Genomic DNA, 26,213 nt, shown 5'->3' on the forward strand with positions numbered 1-26,213 from the left:
GCTTGACTTGCAAAAAAACGGACAGGCCCTGTGAATAAGGGACTGTCCGTCGAATATGGTCGAGAATAAAAATAGCATTTTATGGTTTTCGCAAACGTGGAATAAGAAGAACTGCGGCAGCCCAAAAAAGCTGGTACAAAAGGAGAGCCATGGTAGAAAGCTGCTCAAGCCCAGAGAAAAAGATTAAAAATGCTACAAATAGGAAGCCGAGAATGACACCGACGGTTTGCAGCATGGTAGCCATGGTTACATTGCTTTTCTCCCTTACACAGGCGGTCAGTATCCGCATCATAGAGGCGGGGCGGCCTTTTGAGACAAACAATGCGTCGGAGCGGTCACATTCCCTTGTAATATTGTTCTGGTACAACGAGCCGAGGGATTCCGGCAAAACCCGTACGGAGTGAGGGTCAAGCCCGAAGCATTGCGCCACAAATTCGGGGGTCATATTCGGGTCTGTTGTGCGCAGTATTAGGCTGATTCCATTTTTCTCCATGCGGCGAAGCTCCTGAGCCCGCCGTTTGTCTGAGTTATACGAAATGACAAACATGGCAACTAGTTCGCCTTGCGAAGCCAAATAAACCACCTTTTTCCCGCCAAGCAGATATTTATTTTCATAATCTCTGGAGGGAGGGGTAAGACCGTGCTGCTCTAAAAGCTCGCGTGTGCCAACTAAGGTGCGCCGCCCGTTTACCCACCCGGTAACACCGCGGTCATCTTCATACGTAATGTTTTCAGCTTTGGGCAATATATCGCGTCTGTTTTGAATAATCTGCTCAAACAGGTCACTAAGTGGCCCGCCCAATGTGCACATGACGGCGCTGGCATCCATAATCACTTCGTCAATCCGCTGGCCGCCAAAGGTTTTAATGCCATTTAAAATGACAGTTCCCTTGGGGAATAGTTCTTTGGCATCTGTCATTAAAGCATTGGTGTTACAGAAATACTCCACAGCGGTATTTCCCACCAGCATAGTGCCACACCTTCTTGCCAAAGCAGAAAGACGGCTAATGGGCATATTAACACACAGCATACTGGTAATGGGAGCACTCACGCAAGCAGCTGCGGCAAAGGATGTTACTGCGGCGGAAGCGCTGTGGGTAAGAATAAGGCTTACTGCGCACAGCAATATGCTACCGAGGAATAGCAGAGGAGCCATAGACTGCGATGCCTGCTCGCTGGGGTCAGAGTCGTAGGAGTTGCGCAAATAATTGCGGAAGAAGCCAGTTTTCCGTTGGTAAGCAATGAGTGGCTCGCCTATCACACAGCCCTTTGCCAGCTGCAACGCGGTGTTGTAATCGTCATACAGCTCAACAGCCATTTTTGGCTCTGGCGAGGCTAAAAAGCGGAAGTTTGCACGGATGCGCCTCACCATAGAGAGTTTACCGGCAGAGTTGAGGAATAGACCTAGTGCAGCAAGTACCGCATACAAATGAAGCTGTCCATTTTCAACCTCATGTGTTTGAAAGAGCATGACCGCGCCTTGTATCCAAGCGGCAACGGCGGCAACTGCCACGCCGCTGTCTGCATTGGCTTTCAGGCTTACCAATGCACGGATACCACCAAACACGGTTTTGCGGCAGAATATTACGGCAATGGTAAATAAACTTAAATTTGTAATTAGGTACGCGAGAGGTAGAACATCTGCCCTTAAAAAGGCGGGCAGCATGCCGGAGCGCTCACTCACAAAGCCCCAAAAGAGCATGACCATCAGCAGGATTCCCGTGACCGACACACGCAAAGCGAGTGCACGGTGCTCTGCTCCAAGTTCATGCAGAATGGAGGGTGCATCCTCCGGAGCGGTAAAGTCATCTAAATTTTCTGGTTCAGGCTTTGGAGCCGGTTCGTCACCTGGGTCGTTGTCTTCCTCTATTTCACCAAGGAAGTGAAAGCTATGTACGTTGGAAGAGGTGGTAGCTCTTTTTTTACGGTGGCGTGGCTGTTTGCGTGCTGGCTCTTCCAGTTGTTCCTCCGGCGTGGGTTGGTAGCATTCTTCCACACGGGTAAGTGCCGCTTCCAAACGGTTAAATTCTAAAATGTGAACGGGCAGGGTGTTCGGCAGATATTTGCGAGAGCTTCGAACCAAGGAACGAATTTGCTCCTTTTTCTGCTGCTCCGCTTTGCGTATGGCGGCCTGTGCCTGAAGCTGTTCCAGTGCGGCTCGCGCCCGTTTTTCTTCCTCCGATTGCGACAACACCGTTTGCGCCTCAACCGGTTCGGGTTGTTCTGAAGGTGAGCTTAAGGGAGAAACAGTGGGTTCTGTTGCCAGCTGCTTCGTGGGCTCCTGCGGAACCGCGCTAGGAGCAGATGGTGAATCTGCATTCGGGTTTACCGGTTCCGGTGCGGGAGCTTGTACTCCCGACTGCTCTTTGCGTTCTGAGGGAGCACGCCGAGGCTCCGATTCCGGCGTTACAACATCCATTTCTTTTGTAACTTCTTTTTTTGAAATCGATGGTTGCGCTGTGAGTACTTCTCGAGCAGGGCGCTGCGGCTTGGTCGGCTGTTTAACGGGGGGCGAAGCATCACCCTGAGATTTTTGAACCAGGCGAGCTGCCTCTTCCAAATCCATAAATCCGCTGTCGCTCTCTTTTGGGAAGGGGAGCGGCTCTAAGCGCAAGTGGCTGCCGGTGAGAAGCTCGGGTAAGCGGAACTCTTGGGTAGACTCTTTTTTTACGGGCTCGCTTTTCTGTTTTGGCTGAACCGCTTCTTGCTTTGCCGCAGTCTCTTTTTGTGGTGCGGTAGGGCCAAGCGGCCTTTGCTGTGATTCACGCACAAGGTGTACCGGCGATTCCGGTTCTTTTGGCTGAAAGCGGGCGGAGATTTCTTTCTCCATCTCGTCTTCCGGTGTCTCATCAAATAAATAGCGAAAAGCGGGTGTGGGGCCCTTCTCCGTATGGATTGGGTCGTCATACCCTTTTTTATACTCTTCTACCGGTTTTAACTGAAGACCGTAATAAATATCCTCTTCGTCATCAAACTCACACGCTTTTTCTGCTTTCCGATTGCGTCTGCGTGCAAAAAAGCCCTTCAGCCCGCGGGGTGCGGGCTGTTCCTCTTTGGATTCTTCGGGGCTGATTGTATTAGTTGCTGCAGTAAAGCGGATTTCGCCGCTTTGCCCAGGAGTCATCGGCTGTGCCGGCATCTCCTGTGGGGGCTGAGAAATAGGGGCCGGAATCTCTGGCCCGCGCTCAGGCGGTGCCGGCTGTTCCGGCTTCGGCTGAGTCTCAGGTGGTTGAATTCGCGGTGCGCTTTTTTCGTCTTCGCCGGTTAGCGTTTCAAACGCCTTACTGCTCAAACGGTCTTTCGCCTCCGCCAGAATATCATCCACCGAGTATTCCGGAGAGTTTTTCCCCTTCTTGTTTTCCATGGTAGGCTACACGCTCCCGTCCTTTTGCTTATTTAGCCTGAATCCCCCTGCGCTGCCGTACGACTTCATAGCAAATCACGCCGCATGCCACAGAAGCATTCAACGAGTTTATCTTTCCCAGCATCGGTAAAGATATGATAAAATCTGATTTTTCTCGAACGAGCCGGCTGACGCCGAACCCTTCCGAACCAATTACAATGGCAGCGGGACTGCGGTAATCCACAGCACACCAGTCTTGCCCATCCATATCAGCGGCATAAATCCATAAGCCGCGTTTTTTCAGTTCATCTAAAGTGTTGGCTAAATTGGTTACTCTTGCAACCGGAACGTATTCCACCGCACCTGCGGATGCTTTGCCTACGGCAAAAGTGAGCCCCGCGGCTCTGCGGCGCGGAACAATAACACCGTGCGCTCCGGAGCACTCTGCCGTACGAAGAATCGCTCCCAAATTATGTGGGTCTTCCAGCTCGTCCGCAACTATAAAGAAAGGCGGTTCGCCACGCTCTTCCGCTACCCGGAACAAATCTTCTAGAGTGGCATATTCTTTTACTGCCGCCACGGCTACCACACCTTGGTGGTTTGCGTGCCCGCACATGTAATCAAGCTTTTTGGGGTCAGCTTCCTTAATGGGAATACCAGCCTGCTTGGCTTTTGCAATAATTCCGCCGATGGAGCCTGTGCGGTTGCCCCGAGCCATGTAGATGCTGTCGATGGTGCGCCCGGATTTCAGTGCTTCGCTAACGGCATTTCTGCCCGCAATAATATCGTCACCGCGCCCGGTGGTTTTGTTTTCTTCCATATGTTTTGACTCCTCTTTACGGTCTTACTTTTTATTAATTAAGTGCTGCTGCGGCAGCGCCGCAATGCAGATGTATTATTTATTGGATTACTCTTGCTGGCGCAGGGCTTGAGAGCAAACCCTGTGCCAGCAAGAGACTGTGGTTTGTACAGAAAAAATAGTATTGCTAGCTATTATAATTGCAAAAGCAAAAAATAGCTTATTCTCAATTTTGATAACAGTTCTAGAAAGCTACGCTTCGGCCTGCACCGTGAGGTTACTCAATCATCTAAATAATAAACACCAAAATAATTAGCTCTAAACTTGAGATTGGAGTAAGGCAGATGATTCAATGTTCTCTCAGGTGCCCGAAGCTACGCTTCCTGCACCGTGAGGTTATTCAATCGTCAAAATAAAGAACACCAAAATAATTAGCTCTAAACTTTAGATTGGAGTAAGGTAGATGATTCAATGTTCTCTCAGGTGCCCGAAGCTATGCTTTGGCCTGCACCGTGAGGTTACTCAATCATCTAAATAAAGAACACCAAAATAATTAGCTCTAAACTTTAGATTGGAGTAAGGCAGATGATTCAATTTTCTCTCAGGTGCCCGAAGCTACGCTTCCTGCACCGTGAGGTTATTCAATCGTCAAAATAAAGAACACCAAAATAATTAGCTCTAAACTTTAGATTGGAGTAAGGTAGATGATTCAATGTTCTCTCAGGTGCCCGAAGCTACGCTTCGGCCTGCACGGTGAGGTTATTCAATCGTCATAAATAATAAACACCAAAATAATTAGCTCTAAACTTTAGATTGGAGTAAGGCAGATGATTCAATGTTCTCTCAGGTGCCCGAAGCTACGCTTCGGCCTGCACCGTGAGGTTATTATAACACAAAAGGTAACGGAAAGGAAAAGAATTTGTTAAAAAAAGGCGGATTGTGTATCGGCCTAAATTGTGGCAAAATAAAGGATGGTTGCCACTGCGGCAACAGCCGCAGGAGGGAGAACGCGTGTGACCCAAAAAGACATTCCCTTTGCGCGCTTCATGCCAGAGGGTGCGTCTAAGCTTCGTAGTATTTTGCGGGCTTCTCGTTCTAAAAGCTCGCGTTCAGCGCTTGCGTATTCTGGCTTTACCACCAAATAGGCGCTTTCGTAGTACATATTTCCGGTTTCCTTTACCTCAATGATTTGTCTGCTAATTCCGCGGATCATAATGAGCCTCCTGCTGTTTTAATACCTTTATTTTAGGCCAAAGCAAATCGTTTATACGGAATAGGTGAGGAAAAGGATTGTATAAATACATGTTATACCATATGTAAAATTTATCAGTTTACATAAACTATGTGGATAACCTGGGAAGACGCTGTGGATAACTCTGTTGAAAGTGTTGATAAGTGACGGTATACCGTCATATTAACTTTTTTTAAAGGTTGGTTAAAAAACCTGTTATGTCAACCAATTCCGACGCACTCATACAAATTATCAAATAACAGATAGTATTTTTCCCTTTACGTAGTTTCGTAAAAATCCATTTACGTTTCTTTAAAAGTATGCTATAACGAATAGCAATGTGTATTCCGCTAAAGAGAACGCGGAAAAGGAGGCAGCTTATGAAATACATAGAGAGTTCGCGTGGTATCGAGTTTTCATCCTCGCCAGAATTGGATTTACAGCAAACGCTGGATTGCGGCCAATGCTTTCGTTGGCAGGTGCTGCCGGGCGGAGAATACCGAGGAATTGCTTTCGGACAAAAACTGACAATTACCGAGCAAAACGGCACGGTGTTATTTCACGGGGTAACCGCTACGGAATTCGAATCGATTTGGATTCCTTACTTTGACCTTGATTTCGACTATGCAACGGTACGGGAATCCTTTGCAGAAATGCACCCTGCTTTAAAAGAAGCAGCAAGGTTTGCACCGGGTATCCGCTTATTGCAGCAAGACCCATGGGAAGCACTTTGCTCGTTTATTCTGTCTCAAAACAATAACATTCCGCGCATTAAAGGCCTTGTTGACAGGCTCTGCCAATTGCTGGGTGAACAGCGCGATGGTTTTTATGATTTTCCCACTGCGGAGCGTTTGGCAGAGCAAACCATAGATACTCTTGCACCCGTACGCAGTGGTTTTCGAGCCAAATATTTGATTGACGCCGCCCAGAAGGTAGTAGATGGCACGGTGAATTTAAACGCACTCTATCATTTGCCAATGGATCAGGCTCGGCAAAGCCTCACGCAAATTTACGGTGTGGGAGACAAGGTTGCCGAATGCGCTTTGCTGTATGGGTTCCACCGGCTAGAGGCATTCCCAATGGATGTTTGGATGAAACGTGCCATGGCGGTGCTGCTACCCGGCTATTCACCTGAGCAGCTTGGCCCCTATGCAGGAGTTGCCCAGCAGTACCTTTTTCATTATAGCCGGTGTAACGCAGAACTGTTTACTGCCTGAAAGATACAAAATTTCTTCCTAAGATTTTATAGTTGTTTTTTTAACAAGCCTGTCTTTTCTGCTGATTTATGGTATAATAGCCTCAACAGCACAGTCGTTGTTGTATCAAAACCAACTATAAAAAAATCATTCAGGAGTGTGATCCAAATGCCATTGGTAAATACGACGGAAATGTTCAAGAAAGCCTACGAAGGCGGATACGCCATCGGCGCATTCAACGTTAACAACATGGAGATTATTCAGGGAATCACAGAGGCTTGCCATGAGCTGAAAGCTCCCGTAATCCTACAGGTTTCCGCAGGAGCACGCAAATATGCGAATCACACGTATCTTACAAAGCTGGTAGAAGCAGCGGTTCAGTTGAACCCTGAGCTGCCTATCGCTCTGCATCTGGATCATGGCCCTTCCTTTGAGCTTTGCAAAGAGTGCATTGACGGTGGTTTCTCTTCTGTTATGTTCGACGGCTCCTCAAAGTCTTATGAAGAGAACGTAGAGGAAGCTCGCCGCGTAGCAGAGTATGCCCATAAATACAATGTAACGGTGGAAGCAGAGCTTGGTCAGCTTGCCGGTATTGAAGACGATGTGAGCGTAGATGAAGATGCTGCGCATTTCACAGACCCGAATCAGGTTGAAGATTTTGTTAAGAGAACCGGAGTGGATTCACTGGCGATTGCCATCGGAACCAGCCATGGTGCATTTAAATTTAAACCTGGCCAAAAGCCCCAGCTCCGTTTTGATATTCTGGAAGAGGTTTCTCGCCGCTTGCCCGGATTCCCCATTGTACTGCATGGAGCCTCTTCGGTTGTTCCGCAGTTTGTGGAGGAAATTAACCGCTTTGGCGGAAGTATGCCAGACGCAATTGGTATTCCGGAAGAAATGCTTCGCCAAGCCGCTACAATGGCAGTGTGCAAAATCAACATCGATTCTGACCTGCGCCTTGCGATGACTGCAAGCGTTCGTAAATACTTAGCGGAAAATCCCTCTCATTTTGATCCTCGCCAGTATCTCACTCCTGCCCGTACTGCTATTAAAGAGATGGTTGAGCATAAGATCAATACGGTTTTGGGTTGTGCAGGCAAAGCCTAATTTTATCTGCTATTTTAAAAGTGCCGGGTAACCCGCATGTTCAATTGAATATCTGTAAGCCCCTGTTGCCTACGAGCAGCAGGGGCTTTTTGCATTCTAAATTGAATTACTAAAATCAGAAGGGGTGTTATGGATTTGCATTCTCTTTGTTTTATAAAATCAAACCAAAGCTCATATTGAGTGATGGTTCATCATATCTATTCAGGCAAGAGTTGCGGGCATAAGCGGTTTAAATGAATGGGGGTAGCACTTAATGCCGGTGCAACACTGCACCAAGAATACAGATATTTTGAGGGGGATTTTGTATGCGTGCGGAATGGATAGACTCGGTATTGACCTTTTCATTTGATAACATTGGTACGATGACCTTAGCGGCAATTTTTCTGTTAATTGGTTACTGGTTAAAGAGTAAAGTACCGTTTCTTGAAAAGTTTTGCATCCCGGCTCCCGTAGTGGGAGGATTCCTGTTCGTTTTTATTAATTTTGGTTTTTATTTAAGCGGCGTGATTCATTTTAAATTTGATTCTTCACTTCAAGCAGTTTTTATGCTCGCCTTTTTCACCACGGTAGGGCTTGGTGCCAGCCTGCGTGTTTTGCTAACCGGCGGTAAGCTGCTGGTTGTTTACTGGTTGGTCAATGTAGTTGTTACTGTAATGCAAACCGGAATTGGTGTTGGCCTTGGGCCAATGGTGGGGCTGCATGCCGCATATGGAATCGTCTCTGGCCCGGTGGCGCTGGTAGGCGGCCACGGTGGCGCGGCGGCATACGGGCAAACGCTGGAAGCGATGGGGTACCCCGGCGCAAGCCTGGTGGGTCTTGCCGCAGCTACGTTTGGCCTTATTGTAGCAAGCCTGATTGGCGGGCCGTTGGGTCGCCGTTTGATTATTCGCTACCGGCTTGAGCCAAAGCCCGATGAGGAATTTCAGATTGATGTAAGAGGCTATGAAGAACAGCCGCAGGAACAAAAGGAGATGGACTACGCCTGCACCATGAAAAACCTGACAACTCTCATGCTCTGCATGACACTTGGATCTGTCATAGTTGGTTATTTGGGGCAGCTGATTCACATGTCGATACCCACCTATGTAGGTGCAATGTTTTTTGCGGTACTGGTACGAAACCTGAATGAAAAATACCATTTCTACGAGTTTCGCATGGACTTTAACGATAAGGTGGGAGATGTAACGTTAGGGCTGTACCTTTCTATGGCTCTTCTCACGCTCAAGCTTTGGGAGCTGGCAGAGCTTGCTCTTCCTCTGTTGGTTGTTCTTGTTACGCAAACGGTCGTTTTAGTGTTGCTTACTTATTTTATTATTTTCCGCATCCTCGGCAAAAATTACGATGCGGCGGTGATGTGTGCTGGTTTAATTGGGCACGACATAGGCTCTACCCCCACTGCGGTAGCCAACATGACTACCATTCAGGCAAAATATGGCGAGTCACGCAAAGCGCTTATTATTGTTCCCATTGTAGGCGCGTTTTTAATTGATGTATTTTATCAGCCTTTTGTTATTTGGTGTATTAATGTACTGTGCTAGTTCAGCAATCTATATAACAGGCAATAAATCGAAAAATGCTTGCATGAGTGGGCGTGAAAGAGCATATGTATTGGTATGAATTAAGGGGGAGAGAGCAATGTTCGTCGTATCTGTGAAAGCAAAACGTAAAAACATTCTATTGGTTGTATTTCTTATTTTAGTGCTGGTACTGGTTGCAATTACTGCGATGGTGGTTCGTGGGTCGGGTAGCGAAGCAACCATGGGCAACCAAAAATATAATGTAAAAGCCGATAGTAACGAAGACCGCATTGCGTTCTTATCCCAATTTGGTTGGGAGGTTTCGAGTGAGCCCATTGAAATACGCGAGATAACCATACCTGCAACCTTTAATGAGGTGTACGAAAAGTACAATAGCATGCAAAAAGAGCAAGGGCTGGATTTGACACGCTATGCAGGTAAGATATGCAAACAGTGGGTATATGAGGTAAATAACGCAACCGACCAAGGAGCCCCCGTGCGTGCTACCATGCTGGTGCTTGGCGGTAAGGTAATTGGAGGAGACATTAGCTCTACCCCAATAGACGGCTTCATGTGTGGATTTGCGGGCAGTGACCGCATTATGCCCGGCAACACGGCAAAGCAGCTTACTTCATCGGCGGAATCCGCTAAGCAGACCAATGTAAGCGAGATTCCTACCAATGCGTGGCCTACCGATTAACACAACAACAATTCATAATCGCATAACTCCATTCATAGAAAAGCGTGCAGAGGTTTTTCCTCTGTACGCTTTTTACCTTGACGTTTTCTCTCCCCGCACAGTACAATAGAATTGCGAGAATATACAAATACCTAAAGAGCCATCTTCAGCGAGGGCTGGCGAGCAGGCAAGGCCGAGTATGTTCGCTATGATTTGAGATAATAATGAAAAAGGCAGGGAAAATAAAATGGCTTTGGAGCGGCTCGATAAAATACTGGCCTCCCAAAATATTGGTAGCCGTAAAGATGTAGGCTACATGATTCGAAAAGGGCGGGTGACCGTGAATGGCGTTGTGGTAGTTAAGTCGGAGCAAAAGGCAGATGTAGAGTGTGATGCCATTGCCGTTGATGGTCGGGAGATTGCATCTTCTCGAATGATTTATTTGATGATGAATAAACCGCAGGGGGTACTTTCGGCATCACGAGATTCAAGGGCAAAAACGGTGGTCGATTTGGTGCCTCAGGAATGGCAGAGAAGAGGGCTTTTCCCAGCAGGAAGACTCGATAAAGACACCGTAGGCTTATTAATCTTAACAAATGATGGAGAATATGCACACAAAATGCTCTCTCCCAAAAAGAAAGTTGAAAAAATATACGAAGCGGTTTTGGATAATCCAATCGATTCAGAGGATATTTTGGCGTTTTCTGTCGGAGTAAAAATGAAAGATTTCGATGCGCTTCCTGCAAAATTATCTGTAATGCCCCACGAATTGGCAGATGAAAATACGCTCCCGCTAGAGCGACAGGTTCGCGTAATAATCCATGAGGGAAAATACCACCAGGTTAAGCGAATGTTTATGGCTCGTGGAAAAACCGTACAGGCACTGCGTCGAGTGCAGATTGGTTCGTTAAAACTAGACCCCAATTTGGCTCCTGGTGAAGTTCGACAAATGGGTGAAAAAGAAATTCTGGCGGTTTTCACCTGAAATGCAGGTTGGTTTTTATCACATCTTCATCTTCTTTATGGGATTTACCTAAACGCTCCATGCAAAGTTTGGGTAAAAAAGGTCTGTTAAAATGAGGGTTCTTCTGCTATATTAATAATATCAAATCTTGCTGTTTCCATCAGGTTTTGGGCGTCGGATTTCGGCGCCGTGCTTTCAGATTGATCCATATGCTCAGGAGGTTTATTTTATGGCGAGTTTATCACTTAAGAACATCTACAAGATTTATTCAGGCGGTGTAACAGCAGTTACGGATTTTTGCCTGGAGATTGAAGACAAGGAATTCATAATTTTGGTTGGCCCCTCTGGATGCGGAAAATCCACCACGCTCCGTATGATCGCCGGACTGGAGGAAATTTCGAAGGGTGAGCTGTACATCGGGGACAAGCTAGCGAACGACGTTGCCCCCAAAGACCGTGATATTGCAATGGTGTTCCAGAACTATGCGCTGTACCCCCATATGACCGTGTTTGATAACATGGCATTCGGCCTTAAGCTTCGTAAAACACCGAAAGATGAAATTAAGCGCCGCGTCGAAGAAGCTGCGCGTAGTCTCGACATCTCTCACCTGCTGGAAAGAAAGCCGAAGGCTCTTTCTGGTGGTCAGCGCCAGCGTGTTGCTTTGGGGCGTGCGATTGTGCGTGACCCGAAGGTCTTCCTGCTGGATGAACCGCTTTCCAACTTGGACGCAAAGCTGCGTGCGCAGATGAGAACCGAGATTGCAAAGCTTCATAAGCGCCTTGGCACCACATTCATTTATGTTACCCATGACCAGACCGAAGCAATGACGATGGCGGACCGTATCGTTGTTATGAAGGACGGCTTTATTCAGCAGGTAGATAGCCCCCAGAACCTGTATGAGAACCCGGTAAATGAGTTTGTTGCCGGCTTTATGGGTTCCCCGCAAATGAACTTCCTCGATGCCGTTATGGGCAAAGACGGAGCTCAGTATACGCTTACCTTTGGTAACACTACCGTGAAGATTCCGCAGGAAAAAACAGAGGGAACTTCTTTGGATGCGTATGTTGGCAAAACCGTTAGCTTTGGCATTCGCCCTGAGGATGTTCACGATGAACCCTCTTTCCTGGCAAAGTCTCCCGATAGCCTAGCAACGGCAGACGTTGAGGTTACCGAGCTGATGGGTGCAGAAATTTATTTGTACCTAAGCTGCGAGGGTAATTCTATTACGGCTCGTGTTGACCCTGCTTCCTCTGCGAAGCCTGGCGACAAAGCCAACATTGCGTTGGATATGATGAAGTGCCATATCTTTGATAAAGAGACCGAGCTTGCGATTTTAAACTAAGTCGTTGTCGCTCCGTTTATAGAAGAAAACGGGCTATCCGTACGGGTAGTCCGTTTTTTTAATACTTAGGTGTATTGTCGACAAAAGAAATACAAAAAAGTGAATACATACTTACTTAAATTCGCATTTGCAGGATGCCCTGTTTTTGTGGTAATTTAAGATAAAGAAAAATTTCAAGAACAACGGAACGCAACAAATAAAAGGAGAGATTCCATATGGTAACAGCACAAGAAGTCGCTTTGGCAAAAGAACGAATTGGAAAATACCTTTATGAAACTCCAGTAATCCGCTTGCAAAATTTAGATGAATATCTAGGCTGCCAAGTATATGTGAAAGCAGAAAACATGCAAAGAACCCATTCCTTTAAGCTCAGGGGAGCCATGAATAAGATTCTGTCGTTTACCCAAGAGGAATTATCCAAAGGCATAGTTGCCATTTCTTCTGGTAACCATGGCATTGGCGTTGCCTACGCTGCAAAAATGCTCGGAGCGAAAGCAACCGTTGTACTGGGTGACACCGCTCTGGAGAGTAAAATCAAAGAGATAAAAAGCCTGGGAGCCGAGGTAGTACTATGCGATGTGGTACAACGCCAGAACGTGGCGCAGGGCCTAATTGAGAAGTATGGCTATGTATTGGTGCCGCCCTATGATGATGAAATGATTATTGCAGGGCAGGGGACTTGCGGAATGGAGATAGTTCGCCAGCTGCCGGAAGTGGATGCCATTGTTACACCTGTGAGCGGCGGAGGGCTGCTTTCCGGTGTGGCGGTAGGGGCGAAAGGGGAGAAGTCTTCGGTTCGGGTAATCGGTGCGGAGCCCGCCGTGCTTCCTCGCTACACGAAAAGTCTTGTGGCAGGCGAGCGAGTGATTCTACCAAAGGCCATTTCTTTGGCAGATGCCCTCCCTGCAATTCAGCCGGGCCAGCTCAACTTCCCTCTGGTACAAAAATATGTGGATCAAGTGGTAACAACTAGCGAGGAATACATTGCCAAAGCGGCACGCTTGCTCAGTGTCGAAGGCAAAATTCTTGCAGAGCCTTCCTCATCTCTCCCAATGGGTGCGGTTCTGGAAGGAAACCTCCGTTTTGATGCGCAGGAGAAGGTTTGCTTTGTGCTTTCTGGCGGCAATATTGAGCCGTCCCTTTTGGCGTCACTCTAATACAGCGTATTGTATGATTAAAACGATTTTTACCATTAGAATAGGAGAATAACATAACAATGAGTGTTACTGAGAAATTAAAAGAGCTGGGCATAGAGCTGCCGGGGTTTAACCCGCCCGCCGCAAACTATTCCCCTGCCGTTCGTGCCGGAGAATTTATTTTCACAGCTGGACAAACCCCCAAGCAGGGAGGAAAGCTGATTTTAACGGGCAAAATTGGTGTTGAGGTAAGCGAAGAGCAGGCATATGAAGCCGTTAAAACCTGCGCGATGAACTGCCTGACCATTTTAGATTACTATGCCGGTGGGCTGGATAACATTGCAGAGATTGTAAAAATTACGGTATTCCTTAACACCGAAGATGGATTTGAGAACCACGCCAAAATTGGCAACGGTGCTTCCGACCTTTTCGTATCCATTTTTGGTCAGCATGGCTGTGCGGCACGCAGCGCAGTAGGCGTAAGCTCTCTGCCAGGCAATGCTCCCTGTGAAATTGAATTGGTGGTTCGCTTAAAGGATGCAAGCATTCCTACCAAGGCGTAAAGAAATAATTATTACATTAAAAAAGGACAATTCTTCTCTTTTGGGGAAGAATTGTCCTTTTCATTATATAGTATAAAGGCTGTGACAAAGCTTCCAAAGTTATTAGTTTGCATCCAGGTAATTTCCGAGGAAAGAAAATCGAGGAAGCTCTTCATATAGAGCGGAAATTAGATCGAGAGTATCGGTTTCTCGTACATTTCCAGTGAAATCCAGATAAAAATCGTACTCAAAGTTTTTGTCCGCCAAGGGGCGAGATTCAATTTTTGTAAGATTTAATCCATGCAAAGAAAAGCGGGACAAAATGGAGGAGAGGGAACCGGTGGTGTGCGGCAGGGAAAAACACAGGCTGATTTTCTGTGCATCCTGCGGAATGATCGGTTCACGGCATACAGCAACAAAGCGAGTGCAGTTACTGCGGGAATTTTGAATGTTGCGGTCGAGAATCGCTAGGCCATAAGTCTCTGCCGCCTGCTGGGAACAAATAACACCAATGCTGCCGCCTTGCTTAGCTGCCATTTTGGCAGCGGCGGCTGTATTGCTGAATGGTTCTGCGTTAAGCTTGTTTTGATTCAGGTAGTCTGTACATTGAGCCAAGGCCTGCGGGTGAGAGTATACCGTTTTCATTTCACTGCGGTTAGTTCCCTGAGGGGCGGCAAGGCAATGCTCAATTTTAACTGTAGCTGCTGCCGCAATAAAGAAACGGTATTTTAAAATAAGGTCGTATACATCCGTTACGGAGCCTGCGGATGAATTTTCGACCGGTAGAATGCCAAAATCGGCAGCGCCATTTTTGAGAGACTCAAACACATCTTGAAATGTGGGGGAAAAGGCCAACTCGCCCTCTGGGAATAAGCGCAGTGCCGCTTGGTGCGAATAGGCACCCTCTGTCCCTTGGCAGGCAATGCGCCCACTGGTAGGCAGGTGCTCTTGGGCACCCAGTATTAGGGAACGCAATTCTTTGCCGCTGCTGAGTAAGCGGTGCTGTAACGCACGACTTGCCTCCATACACGCGGCGTAAATCACTCGAATCTCTCTGCCATGTTCTCCCGCTCGGCTTTCCATACGGTTTAAAACCTCGCGCTCCCGTTCGGGGTTTAATATGGCGCCGCCTGTTTGTTGTTTTACCTTTGCGACTTCTCGCCCGCATTCCAGGCGTTCTATGAGTAGGGGAAGAAGTTGATCGTCAATTTGATTAATTCTGTTTCGAATCTCCTCGAGTGTCATACCAGCTTACCCCTTTCCGCCATTAAATTAATCAGGCCAACCGCGACGGCGGCCTCTACCACTGGTATTGCCCGGGGAACGATGCAGGGATCGTGGCGGCCATGTATCACCAGTGGCTCGTTTTGTAAAGTGGTGAGGTTTACGGTCGCCTGCTCACGCCCAATGGAGGGGGTGGGCTTAAACGCCGCCCGTACAATAACGGGCATACCGGTGGTAATGCCCCCCAATATTCCTCCGGAATGGTTTGTAACGGTTTTCACCTGATTGCTTTCCGCTGTAAATGCGTCGTTATTTTCACTGCCCCGCAATGACGCGGCGGCAAATCCATCTCCAAATTCAACCCCCTTCACGGCGGGGATACCAAATAGAATGGAGGACAGCACGTTTTCTACCCCATAGAACATCGGTGAGCCAATACCGGCAGGCAGGCCGGTTACGGCGCACTCAACAACACCGCCCACGCTATCGAATTGAAGCCGTGCGCTTTCGATCTCTTGCACCATAGCAGGTTGTACGGAGCGGTCAATCAAAGAAAAGTACTCCGAAGAAAGGCGCTCCAGAAGAGCATCGGGAATATCCACTGAGTCAAAAGCGGCATCCTTTACGGATGCGATTTGCAGAGCGTGTGCACCAATGCGAATTCCGTGCAGAGATAATATTTGACGGCAGATTGCACCGGCAAAGGTAAGCGGAGCAGTGAGCCGACCAGAAAAATGACCGCCTCCGCGCACATCGTTTGCGCCATTGTAGCGAACCGCTCCGGTGTAATCCGCGTGACCAGGGCGCGGCAGTACCCGCAGACTCTCGTAATCGGAGGAGCGGGTGTTAGTATTTTCAATCATTCCGCACAGAGGGGCGCCGGTTGTTTTGCCATTGAGCAGTCCGCTTACAATGCGTACGTTGTCACCCTCACGGCGAGGGGTGGAGGTTGCATCGCGCCCTGGGGCACGGCGTGCCATTTGCAAGGCGAGCTGTTCTTCATCAATGGAGCAGCCTGCGGGCAGGTTATCCAACACCACACCAATAGCCTCGCCATGGCTTTCCCCAAAGATGCTGATTCGTATCATCTCTCCAACACTAGATGACATTGGCTTTTCCCCCTATCCGGTTATATTCCTTAAAAAAATCAGGGTATGATTTTGCGACGCTGATTGCATCTGTAATAACGGTGGAATGACTACCCCGCAATGCGGCAATTGCTAAAGCCATGACTACTCGGTGGTCGTTATAGCCGTCTACCGTGCCGGGCGAAAGCTTGGGCACTCCGTCTATCACGAGTCCATCTGGCTTTTGGGTAATTGCGACACCAAGCGTTGTAAGCGCTTTGGTCATTGCTTCTAAACGGTCGCTTTCTTTCAGCCTAAGGCGGGCGGCGCCGGTTATCACCGTTCGGCCTTTCGCCAGTGCTGCAGTTGCGGCGAGTACTGGCACCAAATCGGGAATCTGAGCGGCATCAATTTCAATGCCGCAGAGCGGCGCGCCGGAAACGGTAAGAACCTCTCCCTGCCACTCAACTTGCGCGCCGAAGCGCTTGTAAAGCGCGGCAGATTCCCGGTCTCCCTGCGCGGAGTCTCTGCGTAGGCCGTGAATGGAAATATCACCGCCAAGCGCCCCTGCGGCTAGGAAAAAGGCGGCCTGCGACCAATCGCCCTCCACGGTGTAGTCGCGTGGCTGGTATTGCTGCCAACCGGGCACCTCCCACCCACCTTCCACCGAACGAATATGGATGCCAAAATCATGCAGAACGGAAAGTGTTAAATCGATGTACCCGGCGGATTCCAAAGGAGTGGTAAGCCGAATGCGGCTGTCTCCCGGTAAAAGAGGGAGTGCTAATAATAGCCCAGTAATGAACTGAGAACTGATATTTCCCGGTAATTCGTACTCACCGGGAATCAACCCGCCGTCAATTTCTAGCGGGAGCCCTCCGTGGGTTTTTAAAATGGCGCCGTGAGGGGGAAGACACTCTAAATAGGTATTCAGCGGGCGGTAGGGCAGGCGACCTTGACCAGTCAGCTTCGCACTGATGCCGAGTGCCGCCAGTACTGGAATGAGAAAGCGTAGGGTAGAGCCGGACTCCAGGCAATCAATTTCCGCTTCATCCTCCCATTTTCCACTGCTGTCAATGAGGATGACATTCTCTTCTCGTTGTACCTGAACCCCTAATTCCTCCAAAGCACCAAGGGTGGCACGCATATCTTCGGAATCTGCAACGTGGGTAATGCGGCTGATACCACGTGCGAGCGCAGCACATAGGATGGCACGGTGTGCAACACTCTTGGAGGGTGGTACGGTTACCGAGCCGCAAAGCTTGGATGGAGCTACGATTGCTTGGCTCATATATTGCCCCCCTTTTCTTTCATTATAATAGGAAGGAGCTCTTGCTTTGGAATCGGGTGCACAAACGAATGCCCGACTTCACGCAGTAAAATCAAATGTAATGTGCCTCCCATTCCTTTTTTATCAAAAGCAGCGGCTTTCGCCAAGCTCTCTGCCGGTGCAGAATCATCGATGGGCAGGTGGTACTGTGTGAGCAGTGCGGCAATTTCATCGGCTGTACCGAGTTTGGTTAAGCCGAGCGCCTCACCGGCATGGGCAATTTTCACCATTCCAATTCCAACCGCTTCGCCGTGAGTCAGCTTGCCAAAGTCGTAGTATTTTTCAAGAGCGTGACCGAGCGTATGACCAAAGTTCAGGAGCATTCGCTCGCCGGTATCAAATTCGTCGGCTTCTACGACAATACGTTTGCAATCAACGCATTCGTAAATCATTTGCTCCAATATTTTTGGATTATTGGCTACATCGTTGCCGCGAATTAATTCAAACAATGGTCGGCTTTTAATACAGCCATATTTAATGGCTTCTGCCATACCATCAGCAAAAAATCGTTGGGGTAATGTGGCGAGAATATCGGGGTCAATCAATACCAGCCGAGGCTGGTGAAAAGCACCAACCAAATTTTTGCCCTGCGGCAAATCTACTCCGGTTTTCCCCCCAACGGAAGAATCGATTTGTGAGAGCAGGGAGGTTGGTATTTGTATAAATCCAATGCCGCGCAGGAATGTGGCGGCAGCAAAGCCAGCCATATCACCCGTTACACCGCCGCCGAGCGCGACGATGAAATCGGTTCTCGTCATTTTCTGTTCCGCCATAGCGGTGTAGATTCGTTCAATGGTAGAAAGGCGTTTGCTTTCTTCCCCGGCAGGGAATGTGAAAACATCCGGCACAAAGCCCGCCATTGCCAAAGAATCTGCCGCACGGCGTGCGTACAAAGGGCCAACGTTGCTGTCGGTAATAATCATCGCTCGCCCGCCAGCACGGAACAGTGTGCTTGCTTGTTCGCCTAATTGGTTCAGACAACCGCGCTGAATCAAAATTTGGTAGGGTCTGGAGGTTTGTATGTTAAGCTCCATTTTATTCACCCAGCCTTTCTTTTATCTCCCGCCCTTGCCGAAGCAGGCAGCGAAGTTTTTCTCGGTTATTTCCCTCAACGGCATTGCGGATATTGGTAAGGTGCGAAAGCAGGGTGTCGATTTCGCGGGTTAAAGGCTCGCGGTTTTCGAGGAACAGTTCGCTCCATAGGTTTTCGTTAATGCGTGCCACGCGGGAAACATCTCGGTAGCTCCCTGCGGAGTAGCCGCGGTGCTCCGGGCATAGGGGGCTCATTACGTAAGCGCAGGCGAGCACGTGGGGGAGCTGTGAGGTAAACGCGATCATTTCGTCGTGGTGCTCTGGCGTGGTGAGGATGGTCTGTTTTGTACCAATAGAATGCGCCAAGTGTTTCATCAGTGCCACATCCTCTTCCGGTGCTTCGCAAGGAAGGAGCAGGTAGCTCGCTCCCAAAAACAATCCGCTTTCACTGGCGGCAAACCCATTTTGTTCTTTTCCAGCCATTGGGTGTCCTCCAACGAAGGTAAACCCATAAGTTTGGGAGAGCTGAGTCAGCTCGGGGCAGATGGCTCCCTTTACCCCGCAGGTATCACTTACCAATACACCGGCAAGAAGATGGCCTTTTTCCTTTATAAAGTCGATGCAGGCTTGTGGGTAGCAGCACAAAAGAATGAGGTCGGCACTTTGCAGTGTGGCATCATCTGCAATACTGTGGATGGCACCACACTCCAGCGCCTGCTCCAGAACCTCTGGGTTATGGTCAATACCAGAGACACAATGGTTTTGCTGCGAAAGCGCTTTCGCCATAGAGCCGCCAATCAGCCCAAGGCCAACAATGGTAATATGAAGTTCATCCGGATTTCGCTCGTTTGGCTTGCGCCTGCCAGCTTGGTGTATTGGTTGCAAGATTGAGCACTCTCCTTACCAAATTTGTTCCAACTAAGATTTCGTTGTTTACCGGGTTTTACCGAAAACCTCGCCAACCTCGAACAAACGGGAGGCGACCTTATCGAACTGGTTGGGTGTTAAGGACTGTGCTCCATCCGAAAGAGCGTGGGGCGGGTCGTTGTGCACTTCGATGATTAATCCATCTGCACCAGCTGCAACGGCCGCCATCGCCAGTGGTTCAACCAACCATGCGATTCCGCCAGCGTGGCTGGGGTCTACAATAACCGGCAGGTGAGAAAGCTTTTTCAAAACCGGAATGGCTGAAATGTCTAGTGTGTTACGGGTGTACGGCTCGAAGGTGCGAATTCCGCGTTCGCAGAGAATAACCTGCTCGTTGCCGCCCGCCATAATGTATTCTGCGCTCATCAATAGCTCTTCAATCGTACTGGAAAGCCCACGCTTGAGGAGAATGGGTTTATTGATTTTGCCAAGCTCTTTGAGCAGCTCAAAGTTCTGCATGTTGCGTGCACCTACCTGAATAATGTCTACATCATCAAATAGCTCGAGGTGTGAAACACGCATGATTTCGGTAATGATGGGCAGGCCAGTTTTTTTCTTTGCCTCGCTTAGAAGCTCGAGGCCTTCTGCTTTCATGCCTTGGAAGGAGTAGGGGGAGGTGCGGGGCTTAAATGCACCGCCTCGCAGGAATTTAGCGCCTGCTGCTTTTACCCGCTCCGCAATACCGCAAATTTGATCTTCGCCCTCTACGGAGCAGGGGCCTGCAATAAGGGTAAGAGATCCATCACCAATTTTTTGCCCGCCGGGAAGTGTGATTACGGTATTGTCCGGGTGGAACTTACGGTTGGACTTTTTGTAGGGCTCCTGTACCCGTTTCACGCTTTCCACCCAATCCTGTGCCGCTATATTATCCATATCTACACTTGAGGTATCTCCAATCAGGCCGAGAACGGTTCTCTGTGCACCGACCCATGTGTTTACCTGAAGCTCGTATTCGCTTGTTATCCTCTCAATGAATTGGCCAAGCTGTTCTTTCGTGCAATCCGGTTTTAATACGATAATCATGTTAGTGCCCTCCTAAAAATGGTTTTAAATAAAAAAATAAGGGACGAGGCTGCCAGGCAGCTTCGTCCCTTACCAAATATTACTTTGCAAAAAGTCAGCGGCGTTCGGTACGCGCTGTGCAAGAAGTAAATTCAGACCGATGGAAACAGTCACGGCAGTATTCAGAGCATGCAAAATAATCCCACGCAAAAAAATAGCGGGGATAGCCAAAGCTTGTAAATCGCACACTGTTCTGAATAACGTTCATGAGAATGATTCCTCCGGTGATTCGTTTTAAACTTGCGTTCATAATAAAATATCTAAATTTGTTTGTCAAGTGCTTTTACTAAAAAAAGAATTCGCTTTTTGTATTATTTGTTCCGCTACGGAGTCTGGTTTCAGGTTCGCATCCACACTCAGGTGGGATGCCGCACGGTATAGCGGAATACGTTTTGCATATAGTATGCGCAAAAACTCCTGCCGGTCATCCCTTTGTAATAAAGGGCGGTCATTTACGCCGTTTAGGCGGCTTTCGACTGCGCCGAGGGATGCTTCCATATGAATGATGACACCATTTTTGCTTAAAATAGATACATTTTCTTCACTCAAAACAGCACCGCCGCCTGTTGCAATGACAAGGCCTTTGAGGGCAGAGAGTTCACGTGCAGCCTCGGTTTCAAGCTTTCGAAAGCCTTCTTCCCCTTGCTCGGCAAAAATTTGAGTAACGGTTTTACCCTTCTGCTGCTCAATATATTGGTCAAGGTCAAAGAAGCGCCTGCCACTTTTTTGGGCAAGCACCTGCCCAACAGTGGTTTTACCGCTGCCCATGAATCCACATAGCACAATATTGCTGCACATTGCAATCACTTCCCTTTCCCGCAAAACATGCGGTTCATTTCTATTGTAGCACTTTGGCTGATCTGAGAAATCTGCTCGGGGTCAAATTCCGCACCATACCAAATGCTTTGTGCCGCAGCAGCCTGCCAAACAAGCATATCCATTCCGCCAATGGCTTTTGTTCCAGCATGGCGGGCTTTTTTTAAGAACTCGGTTTCTTCCGGGTTATAAACTGCGTCAAATACAGCAGCTGCATTTCGGTATAATTCTTCCGGTAGCTGGGGAATAGTATGGTTGCTTGGGTACATGCCAAGTGGAGTGCCGTTTGCAATTAGGCCATAGGCTTCGTTGGGGTCAAGCTCATTGTACTGGCAGATGCGCACAATCGTATCTTTTTGCTGTTTCTGCATGCGTTTTCGCAGCGCTTCTGCTAGCAAAGCCGCAGAGGAAAGCCCACTTTCCCGAACGCAAATTGTAATATCTGGGAAATAGGACGCATCAGCCAGCTCAAAGGCAATAACGCGAGATACGCCTCCGCTGCCGAGGATTAAATTTTTGCTTCCCATGGCAATTCCGGCTGAGCGCAAAGATTTTTGAAAGCCAATGCCGTCCGTCGTAAAGCCACAAAGGCGGCCGTTCTCATTTTTAATCGTATTAACGGAGGAAAATGCCGCTGCCGTTTCGTCTGTTTTATCAAGCAGTGCCATTACAGCCTGCTTGTGCGGGATGGTAACGTTAAAGCCATCCAATTGCAGCAACTGCAATTTTTGTGCCGGGTTTGTGAGCATTTCCGGCGGAACGGAAAATACGGTGTAGTCCGCTTCAATGCCTGAAATGCGAAACAGCTCTTTGTGGATGAATGGTGACATGGTATGGCCAACGGGGTAGCCAATCAGGCCAAAATGGTATTGTTTCATAGGTGTACCTCCTCGGTGACGGCCAAAGGATTTTTGACTGAGGTTCTGGAAAGGGCAAGTTGCTCTAAAATGCAAATTGGCTGTGTGCCGAAACACAAATAGAGCATTATTCTTCGCATACCCGATTATTCCATACATAGCGGCACTCTTCCCAAACCACAAAAAAGGGACGAGGCTGCTATGCAGCTTCGTCCCTTACTAAACATTACTTTGGCAAATTCATCGGCGTTTGGTACGCCCGGCGCCAGTAGTAAATTCAGATGGGTGAAAACAGTCATGGCAGCAATTGGAGCATGCGAAAAAATCCCACGCAAAATAAAAGCGGGGATAGCTAAAGCTTGTAAATCGCACACTGTTTCGAATTGCGTCCATAAATGAAAACCCTCCGGTGTTCTTTTTGACTTGCGTTCATCATAAACAATCTAAAAAAGATTGTCAAGATTTTTTTAAAGTAAATTTATGGTATGGAGAAAAGGAGATAATTTAAACAGGGGCATAGAAAGTTTGGCTGAATAAAAAATGGATTTCTCATTTGAAAAGTTCCCAAAAAAGAAATAATCAGGAATGTGATAATTTCTATTGACAAAGAGAAAGTTTGCTAATAATATGTGGGTAGGGAAATTGTAGGATACAATACAATATTCTAGATTGCTCGTGTGCGATCATTTTTTATTACATTCGGTAAGGAGGAAAAAGGATGGTTTTTGAGAAGGTGAAGGCGATCCTCAGCGAACAGTTTGATGTTGAGGAGGACTCCATTACTTTAGACACATCCGTTGTGGATGACCTGGGCGCAGATTCTTTGGATGTGGTCGATTTGTTGATGTCGATTGAAGATGAATTTGAAATCGAGATTCCCGACACGGAGGTCGATAACATTAAAACGGTTGGGGAACTTGTGAAATACATTGAAGGCCATGTTTAAAATTGTATAAAACTAGCATAAATATGGTTAAAACTGTATATTCTACAAAAAAAGGAAGCCGTTGTGCCTAGCACAGCGGTTTTTTTGTGATTTTTTAGCCTTTTGACTTGAAAATCACAAGGGAAGCCGATATAATGTATGGAGTTAGCATGGAAAATAAAATATTTTCAAAAGGAGAGTAAAAATCGTTGAATGAATTCAGCTTTTTAGTTGACGGCGTGCAGACTATGGCCGCCAACCCGAAAATGCTGGTCATGTGGGCAGTTGGAGCGCTTCTCATTTGGCTTGCAATCGAAAAGGATTTTGAACCCGCACTGTTGCTCCCTATGGGCTTTGGTGCAATACTCGTTAACTTACCTATGCCGGGCGTACTTGGCAACATTGTTGTTGATGCTGCCGGACATACCACTGTTGAGGGAGCACCTGGTATTGTTACTTGGCTGTTCCAGACCGGTATTGAAACATCCGAAGCATTCCCGCTTCTGTTGTTTGTAGGTATTGGTGCAATGATCGACTTCGGACCCCTGCTTTCCAACCCCCGGATGCTTCTGTTCGGTGGTGCAGCTCAGTTTGGTATCTTCCTGACTGTTGTGCTGGCAGTACTGCTTGGCTTCCCGCTCAAGGATGCAATGAGCATCGGTGTTATCGGTGCCGCTGACGGCCCGACCTCCATTCTCGTTTCACAGCAGCTGGGTAGCGCATATATGGGTGCAATCGCGGTTGCGGCGTACTCGTACATGGCTTTGGTGCCGGTAATTCAGCCTATGGCTATTAAAATGGTAACAACAAAGAAAGAGCGTATGATTCGTATGCCCTACAACCCGAAGTCTGTTACCAAGACCACTAAGATTTTGTTCCCCATCATTGTTACATTGATCGCGGGCATGATTGCTCCCGATTCCGTAGCACTGGTAGGATTCTTGATGTTTGGTAACCTGATTCGCGAAAGCGGCCGCCTCGAGAGCCTGTCTCAGACAGCACAGGGCCCGCTGGCAAACCTGATTACCATTTTCCTCGGTATTACCATTGCGTTTACCATGCAGGCAGATCGCTTCCTGAACATGGGTACATTAATCGTTATGGCACTGGGTCTGTTTGCGTTTGTTTTCGACACCATTGGTGGTGTTGTATTCGCAAAGATTTTGAATGTCTTCCTGCCCCAGGGTAAGAAGATCAACCCCATGGTTGGTGGTGCAGGTATCTCTGCATTCCCGATGTCCGCTCGTGTTATTCAGAAGATGGCACTCAAAGAGGACAACCAGAACCACCTGCTGATGCATGCAGTTGGTGCAAACGTTGCTGGTCAGATCGGTTCCGTTGTTGCCGGCGGTATCATTCTGTCACTTGCTAAAGTATTCTTGGCTTAAGGAGGGCTTCTATTATGAATTTGACTATGTTGGCTATTGCCTTTCAAAGCGTTATGGGCCCTGTTGAGTCTAGCGCAATTGACCATTCTCTTGAGCTGATGGGCAAGGGAATGTTGGGCATTTTCATCGTTATGATTTTGATTTACGTTCTGATTGTTAGCTTGGAGAAATTCACAGGCGGCAAGAAAGAGAAGAAGTAATAAGGAGCAAAGATACACATGGCCGAAAAAAAGAAATTGGTAGAGGCCATTACTCCCATGGAGGAGGACTTTGCCAGATGGTATACCGACATTGTTAAGAAAGCAGAATTGATGGACTATTCCAGTGTGCGCGGCTGTATGGTGATTGAACCATATGGTTTCGCCATTTGGGAAAATATCCGCGATCTTTTGGATAAGCGCTTTAAGGAGCTTGGGCACCAGAACGTTTCGATGCCGATGTTTATTCCGGAAAGCCTGCTTCAAAAGGAAAAGGATCATGTAGAGGGGTTTGCACCCGAGGTTGCATGGGTAACCCATGGCGGCTGCGAGGAGCTCCCGGAACGCCTTTGCGTTCGCCCTACTTCTGAAACCTTGTTCTGTGATTATTACGCGCGTAAAATTCAATCTTGGCGTGACCTGCCGAAGCTTTACAACCAATGGTGTTCTGTGGTGCGGTGGGAGAAAACCACTCGCCCGTTCCTTCGTTCGGTGGAATTCCACTGGCAGGAGGGGCACACCATGCACGAAACGCCGGAAGAAGCTAAGGCTGAAACCGAGCAGATGCTGCGAGTGTATGCAGAGCTTTGTGAGAATGAGCTTTCCATTCCTGTTATTAAGGGAAGAAAGACCGACAAGGAAAAGTTTGCCGGCGCGGAAATGACTTATACCATTGAGGCCATGATGCATGACGGCAAAGCGTTGCAGTCCGGCACGAGCCATTATTTTGGCGACGGATTTGCAAAGGCTTTTGACATCACCTTCCAAGGCAGAGATAACTCTGTTTGCCACCCTTACCAAACCTCATGGGGTCTTAGCACTCGTATCATCGGTGGAATCATTATGACCCACGGTGATAACAGCGGTTTGGTTCTGCCCCCGGCGGTTGCACCCATTCAGGTTGTGATTGTACCGGTGGCACAGCATAAGGAAGGCGTTCTGGAGAAAGCTAGGGAGCTGGAGCAAAGGCTAAAAAAGGTTTGCCGTGTTCTGGTGGACGACAGTGATCAATCGCCCGGCTGGAAGTTTGCCCAGTACGAAATGAAAGGGGTTCCGATCCGTTTGGAGATCGGGCCCAAGGATATAGAGAAGGACCAATGTGTGCTGGTTCGCAGAACAGACCGTGAGAAGACGTTCGTCTCTCTGGCTGAATTGGAGCAGGCTGTGTTGGATCAACTCGAAACGGTTCGTAAGGGAATGTATGAAGCGGCTCTTAACCGCCGTGAAAGCATGACCTACACCGTAAAGACATTGGATGAATTCCGCCAAGTTGCGGATGAAAAGCCTGGCTTTGTAAAAGCAATGTGGTGCGGCAGTACCGAGTGTGAAGATAAACTAAAGGAATTGGCTGGAGTAACCTCCCGTTGTATGCCTTTTGAGCAGGAACAGATTACGGAGACCTGTGTCTGCTGTGGGCAAAAAGCCAAAGCCATGGTTTATTGGGGCAAGGCGTATTAAGGCTTTACTGTAACCTGGTTTAAACCAATGGAAATGACGTTTAGAGGGGAAAGAGGATGTCTGTCATCCCTTTC

At 48.1% G+C, this 26,213-nt stretch carries 23 protein-coding genes; 12 read left to right on the forward strand and 11 right to left on the reverse strand.

Translation table 11 applies throughout. The annotated features are described in order from the left end of the window. Nucleotides 1-79 precede the first annotated feature (79 nt). The 3 genes from CAN90_RS00790 to CAN90_RS00800 form a co-directional block, all read right to left on the reverse strand. Nucleotides 80-3,364, reverse strand: a complete 3,285-nt coding sequence (locus tag CAN90_RS00790; protein ID WP_085831935.1) for a hypothetical protein — start codon at nt 3,362-3,364, stop codon at nt 80-82. 28 nt (nt 3,365-3,392) lie between these two features. After that, a complete protein-coding gene (rlmB, locus tag CAN90_RS00795; RefSeq protein ID WP_085831936.1) occupies nt 3,393-4,163 on the reverse strand; it encodes a 23S rRNA (guanosine(2251)-2'-O)-methyltransferase RlmB in 771 nt (256 codons plus the stop codon). Between the two features lie 928 nt (nt 4,164-5,091). Continuing rightward, entirely contained in the window at nt 5,092-5,355 is a 264-nt protein-coding gene (locus CAN90_RS00800) for a hypothetical protein (RefSeq protein ID WP_085831937.1), read from the reverse strand. Between the two features lie 398 nt (nt 5,356-5,753). On the opposite strand from CAN90_RS00800, the gene CAN90_RS00805 reads away from it, so the two are divergent. The 8 genes from CAN90_RS00805 (at nt 5,754) to CAN90_RS00840 (ending at nt 13,877) form a co-directional block, all read left to right on the forward strand. Continuing rightward, on the forward strand, nt 5,754-6,590 hold the full coding sequence (locus CAN90_RS00805) for a DNA-3-methyladenine glycosylase family protein (RefSeq protein WP_085831938.1): 837 nt from the start codon (nt 5,754-5,756) through the stop codon (nt 6,588-6,590). A gap of 147 nt (nt 6,591-6,737) precedes the next feature. Further along, complete coding sequence (gene fba / locus CAN90_RS00810) at nt 6,738-7,676, forward strand: class II fructose-1,6-bisphosphate aldolase (protein ID WP_085831939.1); 939 nt, start codon at nt 6,738-6,740, stop codon at nt 7,674-7,676. 305 nt (nt 7,677-7,981) lie between these two features. After that, a complete protein-coding gene (gene gltS / locus CAN90_RS00815) occupies nt 7,982-9,214 on the forward strand; it encodes a sodium/glutamate symporter (protein ID WP_085831940.1) in 1,233 nt (410 codons plus the stop codon). 97 nt (nt 9,215-9,311) lie between these two features. After that, entirely contained in the window at nt 9,312-9,893 is a 582-nt protein-coding gene (locus CAN90_RS00820; RefSeq protein ID WP_085831941.1) for a DUF4830 domain-containing protein, read from the forward strand. A gap of 226 nt (nt 9,894-10,119) precedes the next feature. Then, the gene (locus CAN90_RS00825) at nt 10,120-10,857 is read left to right on the forward strand and encodes a 16S rRNA pseudouridine(516) synthase (protein ID WP_085831942.1); all 738 of its coding nucleotides are present in this window, start codon (nt 10,120-10,122) and stop codon (nt 10,855-10,857) included. A 208-nt stretch (nt 10,858-11,065) separates the two neighbouring features. Continuing rightward, nucleotides 11,066-12,178, forward strand: coding sequence for an ABC transporter ATP-binding protein (locus CAN90_RS00830; protein ID WP_085831943.1), 1,113 nt, complete (start codon nt 11,066-11,068; stop codon nt 12,176-12,178). Nucleotides 12,179-12,393: 215 nt separating this feature from the next. Beyond that, a complete protein-coding gene (locus CAN90_RS00835; protein WP_085831944.1) occupies nt 12,394-13,335 on the forward strand; it encodes a threonine ammonia-lyase in 942 nt (313 codons plus the stop codon). Nucleotides 13,336-13,394: 59 nt separating this feature from the next. Then, entirely contained in the window at nt 13,395-13,877 is a 483-nt protein-coding gene (locus tag CAN90_RS00840) for a RidA family protein (RefSeq protein WP_085831945.1), read from the forward strand. A gap of 102 nt (nt 13,878-13,979) precedes the next feature. On the opposite strand, the gene CAN90_RS00845 is transcribed toward CAN90_RS00840, so the two are convergent. The 8 genes from CAN90_RS00845 to aroE form a co-directional block, all read right to left on the reverse strand. Then, a complete protein-coding gene (locus CAN90_RS00845) occupies nt 13,980-15,101 on the reverse strand; it encodes a bifunctional chorismate mutase/prephenate dehydratase (protein ID WP_085831946.1) in 1,122 nt (373 codons plus the stop codon). After that, the gene (gene aroC, locus CAN90_RS00850) at nt 15,098-16,189 is read right to left on the reverse strand and encodes a chorismate synthase (protein ID WP_085831947.1); all 1,092 of its coding nucleotides are present in this window, start codon (nt 16,187-16,189) and stop codon (nt 15,098-15,100) included. Before aroC ends, CAN90_RS00845 begins: the two co-directional genes overlap by 4 nt. Then, entirely contained in the window at nt 16,179-17,438 is a 1,260-nt protein-coding gene (gene aroA, locus CAN90_RS00855) for a 3-phosphoshikimate 1-carboxyvinyltransferase (RefSeq protein WP_085831948.1), read from the reverse strand. Before aroA ends, aroC begins: the two co-directional genes overlap by 11 nt. After that, complete coding sequence (gene aroB, locus CAN90_RS00860; RefSeq protein WP_085831949.1) at nt 17,435-18,511, reverse strand: 3-dehydroquinate synthase; 1,077 nt, start codon at nt 18,509-18,511, stop codon at nt 17,435-17,437. Before aroB ends, aroA begins: the two co-directional genes overlap by 4 nt. A gap of 1 nt (nt 18,512) precedes the next feature. Then, complete coding sequence (locus tag CAN90_RS00865; protein ID WP_085831950.1) at nt 18,513-19,394, reverse strand: prephenate dehydrogenase; 882 nt, start codon at nt 19,392-19,394, stop codon at nt 18,513-18,515. 48 nt (nt 19,395-19,442) lie between these two features. Then, nucleotides 19,443-20,459, reverse strand: coding sequence for a 3-deoxy-7-phosphoheptulonate synthase (gene aroF / locus CAN90_RS00870; RefSeq protein WP_085831951.1), 1,017 nt, complete (start codon nt 20,457-20,459; stop codon nt 19,443-19,445). Nucleotides 20,460-20,771: 312 nt separating this feature from the next. Beyond that, nucleotides 20,772-21,296 carry a shikimate kinase gene (locus tag CAN90_RS00875; protein ID WP_085831952.1) on the reverse strand — a complete coding sequence of 175 codons (525 nt, stop codon included), beginning with the start codon at nt 21,294-21,296 and terminating at the stop codon, nt 20,772-20,774. A gap of 5 nt (nt 21,297-21,301) precedes the next feature. Then, nucleotides 21,302-22,192 carry a shikimate dehydrogenase gene (gene aroE / locus CAN90_RS00880; RefSeq protein WP_085831953.1) on the reverse strand — a complete coding sequence of 297 codons (891 nt, stop codon included), beginning with the start codon at nt 22,190-22,192 and terminating at the stop codon, nt 21,302-21,304. A 697-nt stretch (nt 22,193-22,889) separates the two neighbouring features. On the opposite strand from aroE, the gene acpP reads away from it, so the two are divergent. From acpP to proS, 4 genes are all read left to right on the forward strand, one after another. Further along, nucleotides 22,890-23,117 (forward strand): acyl carrier protein, encoded by a 228-nt coding sequence (gene acpP, locus CAN90_RS00885; RefSeq protein WP_085831954.1) that lies wholly within the window; start codon nt 22,890-22,892, stop codon nt 23,115-23,117. A gap of 245 nt (nt 23,118-23,362) precedes the next feature. After that, entirely contained in the window at nt 23,363-24,484 is a 1,122-nt protein-coding gene (locus CAN90_RS00890) for a sodium ion-translocating decarboxylase subunit beta (protein WP_085832154.1), read from the forward strand. Between the two features lie 14 nt (nt 24,485-24,498). Then, a complete protein-coding gene (locus tag CAN90_RS00895) occupies nt 24,499-24,684 on the forward strand; it encodes an OadG-related small transporter subunit (protein WP_085831955.1) in 186 nt (61 codons plus the stop codon). Nucleotides 24,685-24,702: 18 nt separating this feature from the next. Continuing rightward, nucleotides 24,703-26,139 carry a proline--tRNA ligase gene (gene proS, locus CAN90_RS00900; protein ID WP_085831956.1) on the forward strand — a complete coding sequence of 479 codons (1,437 nt, stop codon included), beginning with the start codon at nt 24,703-24,705 and terminating at the stop codon, nt 26,137-26,139. The last annotated feature ends 74 nt before the right edge of the window (nt 26,140-26,213 follow it).

The sequence above is a fragment of the Clostridium merdae genome, assembly GCF_900176635.1.
GTDB lineage: Bacteria > Bacillota > Clostridia > Oscillospirales > Acutalibacteraceae > Faecalispora > Faecalispora merdae.

Bases quoted from the DNA above. Each gene is read 5' to 3' on its own strand.
- CAN90_RS00830 (WP_085831943.1), top strand. From the start codon at position 11,066: ATGGCGAGTTTATCACTTAAGAACATCTACAAGATTTATTCAGGCGGT.
- CAN90_RS00805 (WP_085831938.1), top strand. From the start codon at position 5,754: ATGAAATACATAGAGAGTTCGCGTGGTATCGAGTTTTCATCCTCGCCA.
- CAN90_RS00875 (WP_085831952.1), bottom strand. From the start codon at position 21,296: ATGTGCAGCAATATTGTGCTATGTGGATTCATGGGCAGCGGTAAAACC.
- aroC (WP_085831947.1), bottom strand. From the start codon at position 16,189: ATGTCATCTAGTGTTGGAGAGATGATACGAATCAGCATCTTTGGGGAA.
- CAN90_RS00895 (WP_085831955.1), top strand. From the start codon at position 24,499: ATGAATTTGACTATGTTGGCTATTGCCTTTCAAAGCGTTATGGGCCCT.
- CAN90_RS00845 (WP_085831946.1), bottom strand. From the start codon at position 15,101: ATGACACTCGAGGAGATTCGAAACAGAATTAATCAAATTGACGATCAA.
- proS (WP_085831956.1), top strand. From the start codon at position 24,703: ATGGCCGAAAAAAAGAAATTGGTAGAGGCCATTACTCCCATGGAGGAG.
- aroA (WP_085831948.1), bottom strand. From the start codon at position 17,438: ATGAGCCAAGCAATCGTAGCTCCATCCAAGCTTTGCGGCTCGGTAACC.
- aroB (WP_085831949.1), bottom strand. From the start codon at position 18,511: ATGGAGCTTAACATACAAACCTCCAGACCCTACCAAATTTTGATTCAG.
- CAN90_RS00820 (WP_085831941.1), top strand. From the start codon at position 9,312: ATGTTCGTCGTATCTGTGAAAGCAAAACGTAAAAACATTCTATTGGTT.
- fba (WP_085831939.1), top strand. From the start codon at position 6,738: ATGCCATTGGTAAATACGACGGAAATGTTCAAGAAAGCCTACGAAGGC.
- CAN90_RS00825 (WP_085831942.1), top strand. From the start codon at position 10,120: ATGGCTTTGGAGCGGCTCGATAAAATACTGGCCTCCCAAAATATTGGT.
- gltS (WP_085831940.1), top strand. From the start codon at position 7,982: ATGCGTGCGGAATGGATAGACTCGGTATTGACCTTTTCATTTGATAAC.
- aroF (WP_085831951.1), bottom strand. From the start codon at position 20,459: ATGATTATCGTATTAAAACCGGATTGCACGAAAGAACAGCTTGGCCAA.
- CAN90_RS00835 (WP_085831944.1), top strand. From the start codon at position 12,394: ATGGTAACAGCACAAGAAGTCGCTTTGGCAAAAGAACGAATTGGAAAA.
- rlmB (WP_085831936.1), bottom strand. From the start codon at position 4,163: ATGGAAGAAAACAAAACCACCGGGCGCGGTGACGATATTATTGCGGGC.
- acpP (WP_085831954.1), top strand. From the start codon at position 22,890: ATGGTTTTTGAGAAGGTGAAGGCGATCCTCAGCGAACAGTTTGATGTT.
- aroE (WP_085831953.1), bottom strand. From the start codon at position 22,192: ATGAAACAATACCATTTTGGCCTGATTGGCTACCCCGTTGGCCATACC.
- CAN90_RS00790 (WP_085831935.1), bottom strand. From the start codon at position 3,364: ATGGAAAACAAGAAGGGGAAAAACTCTCCGGAATACTCGGTGGATGAT.
- CAN90_RS00840 (WP_085831945.1), top strand. From the start codon at position 13,395: ATGAGTGTTACTGAGAAATTAAAAGAGCTGGGCATAGAGCTGCCGGGG.
- CAN90_RS00800 (WP_085831937.1), bottom strand. From the start codon at position 5,355: ATGATCCGCGGAATTAGCAGACAAATCATTGAGGTAAAGGAAACCGGA.
- CAN90_RS00890 (WP_085832154.1), top strand. From the start codon at position 23,363: ATGCTGGTCATGTGGGCAGTTGGAGCGCTTCTCATTTGGCTTGCAATC.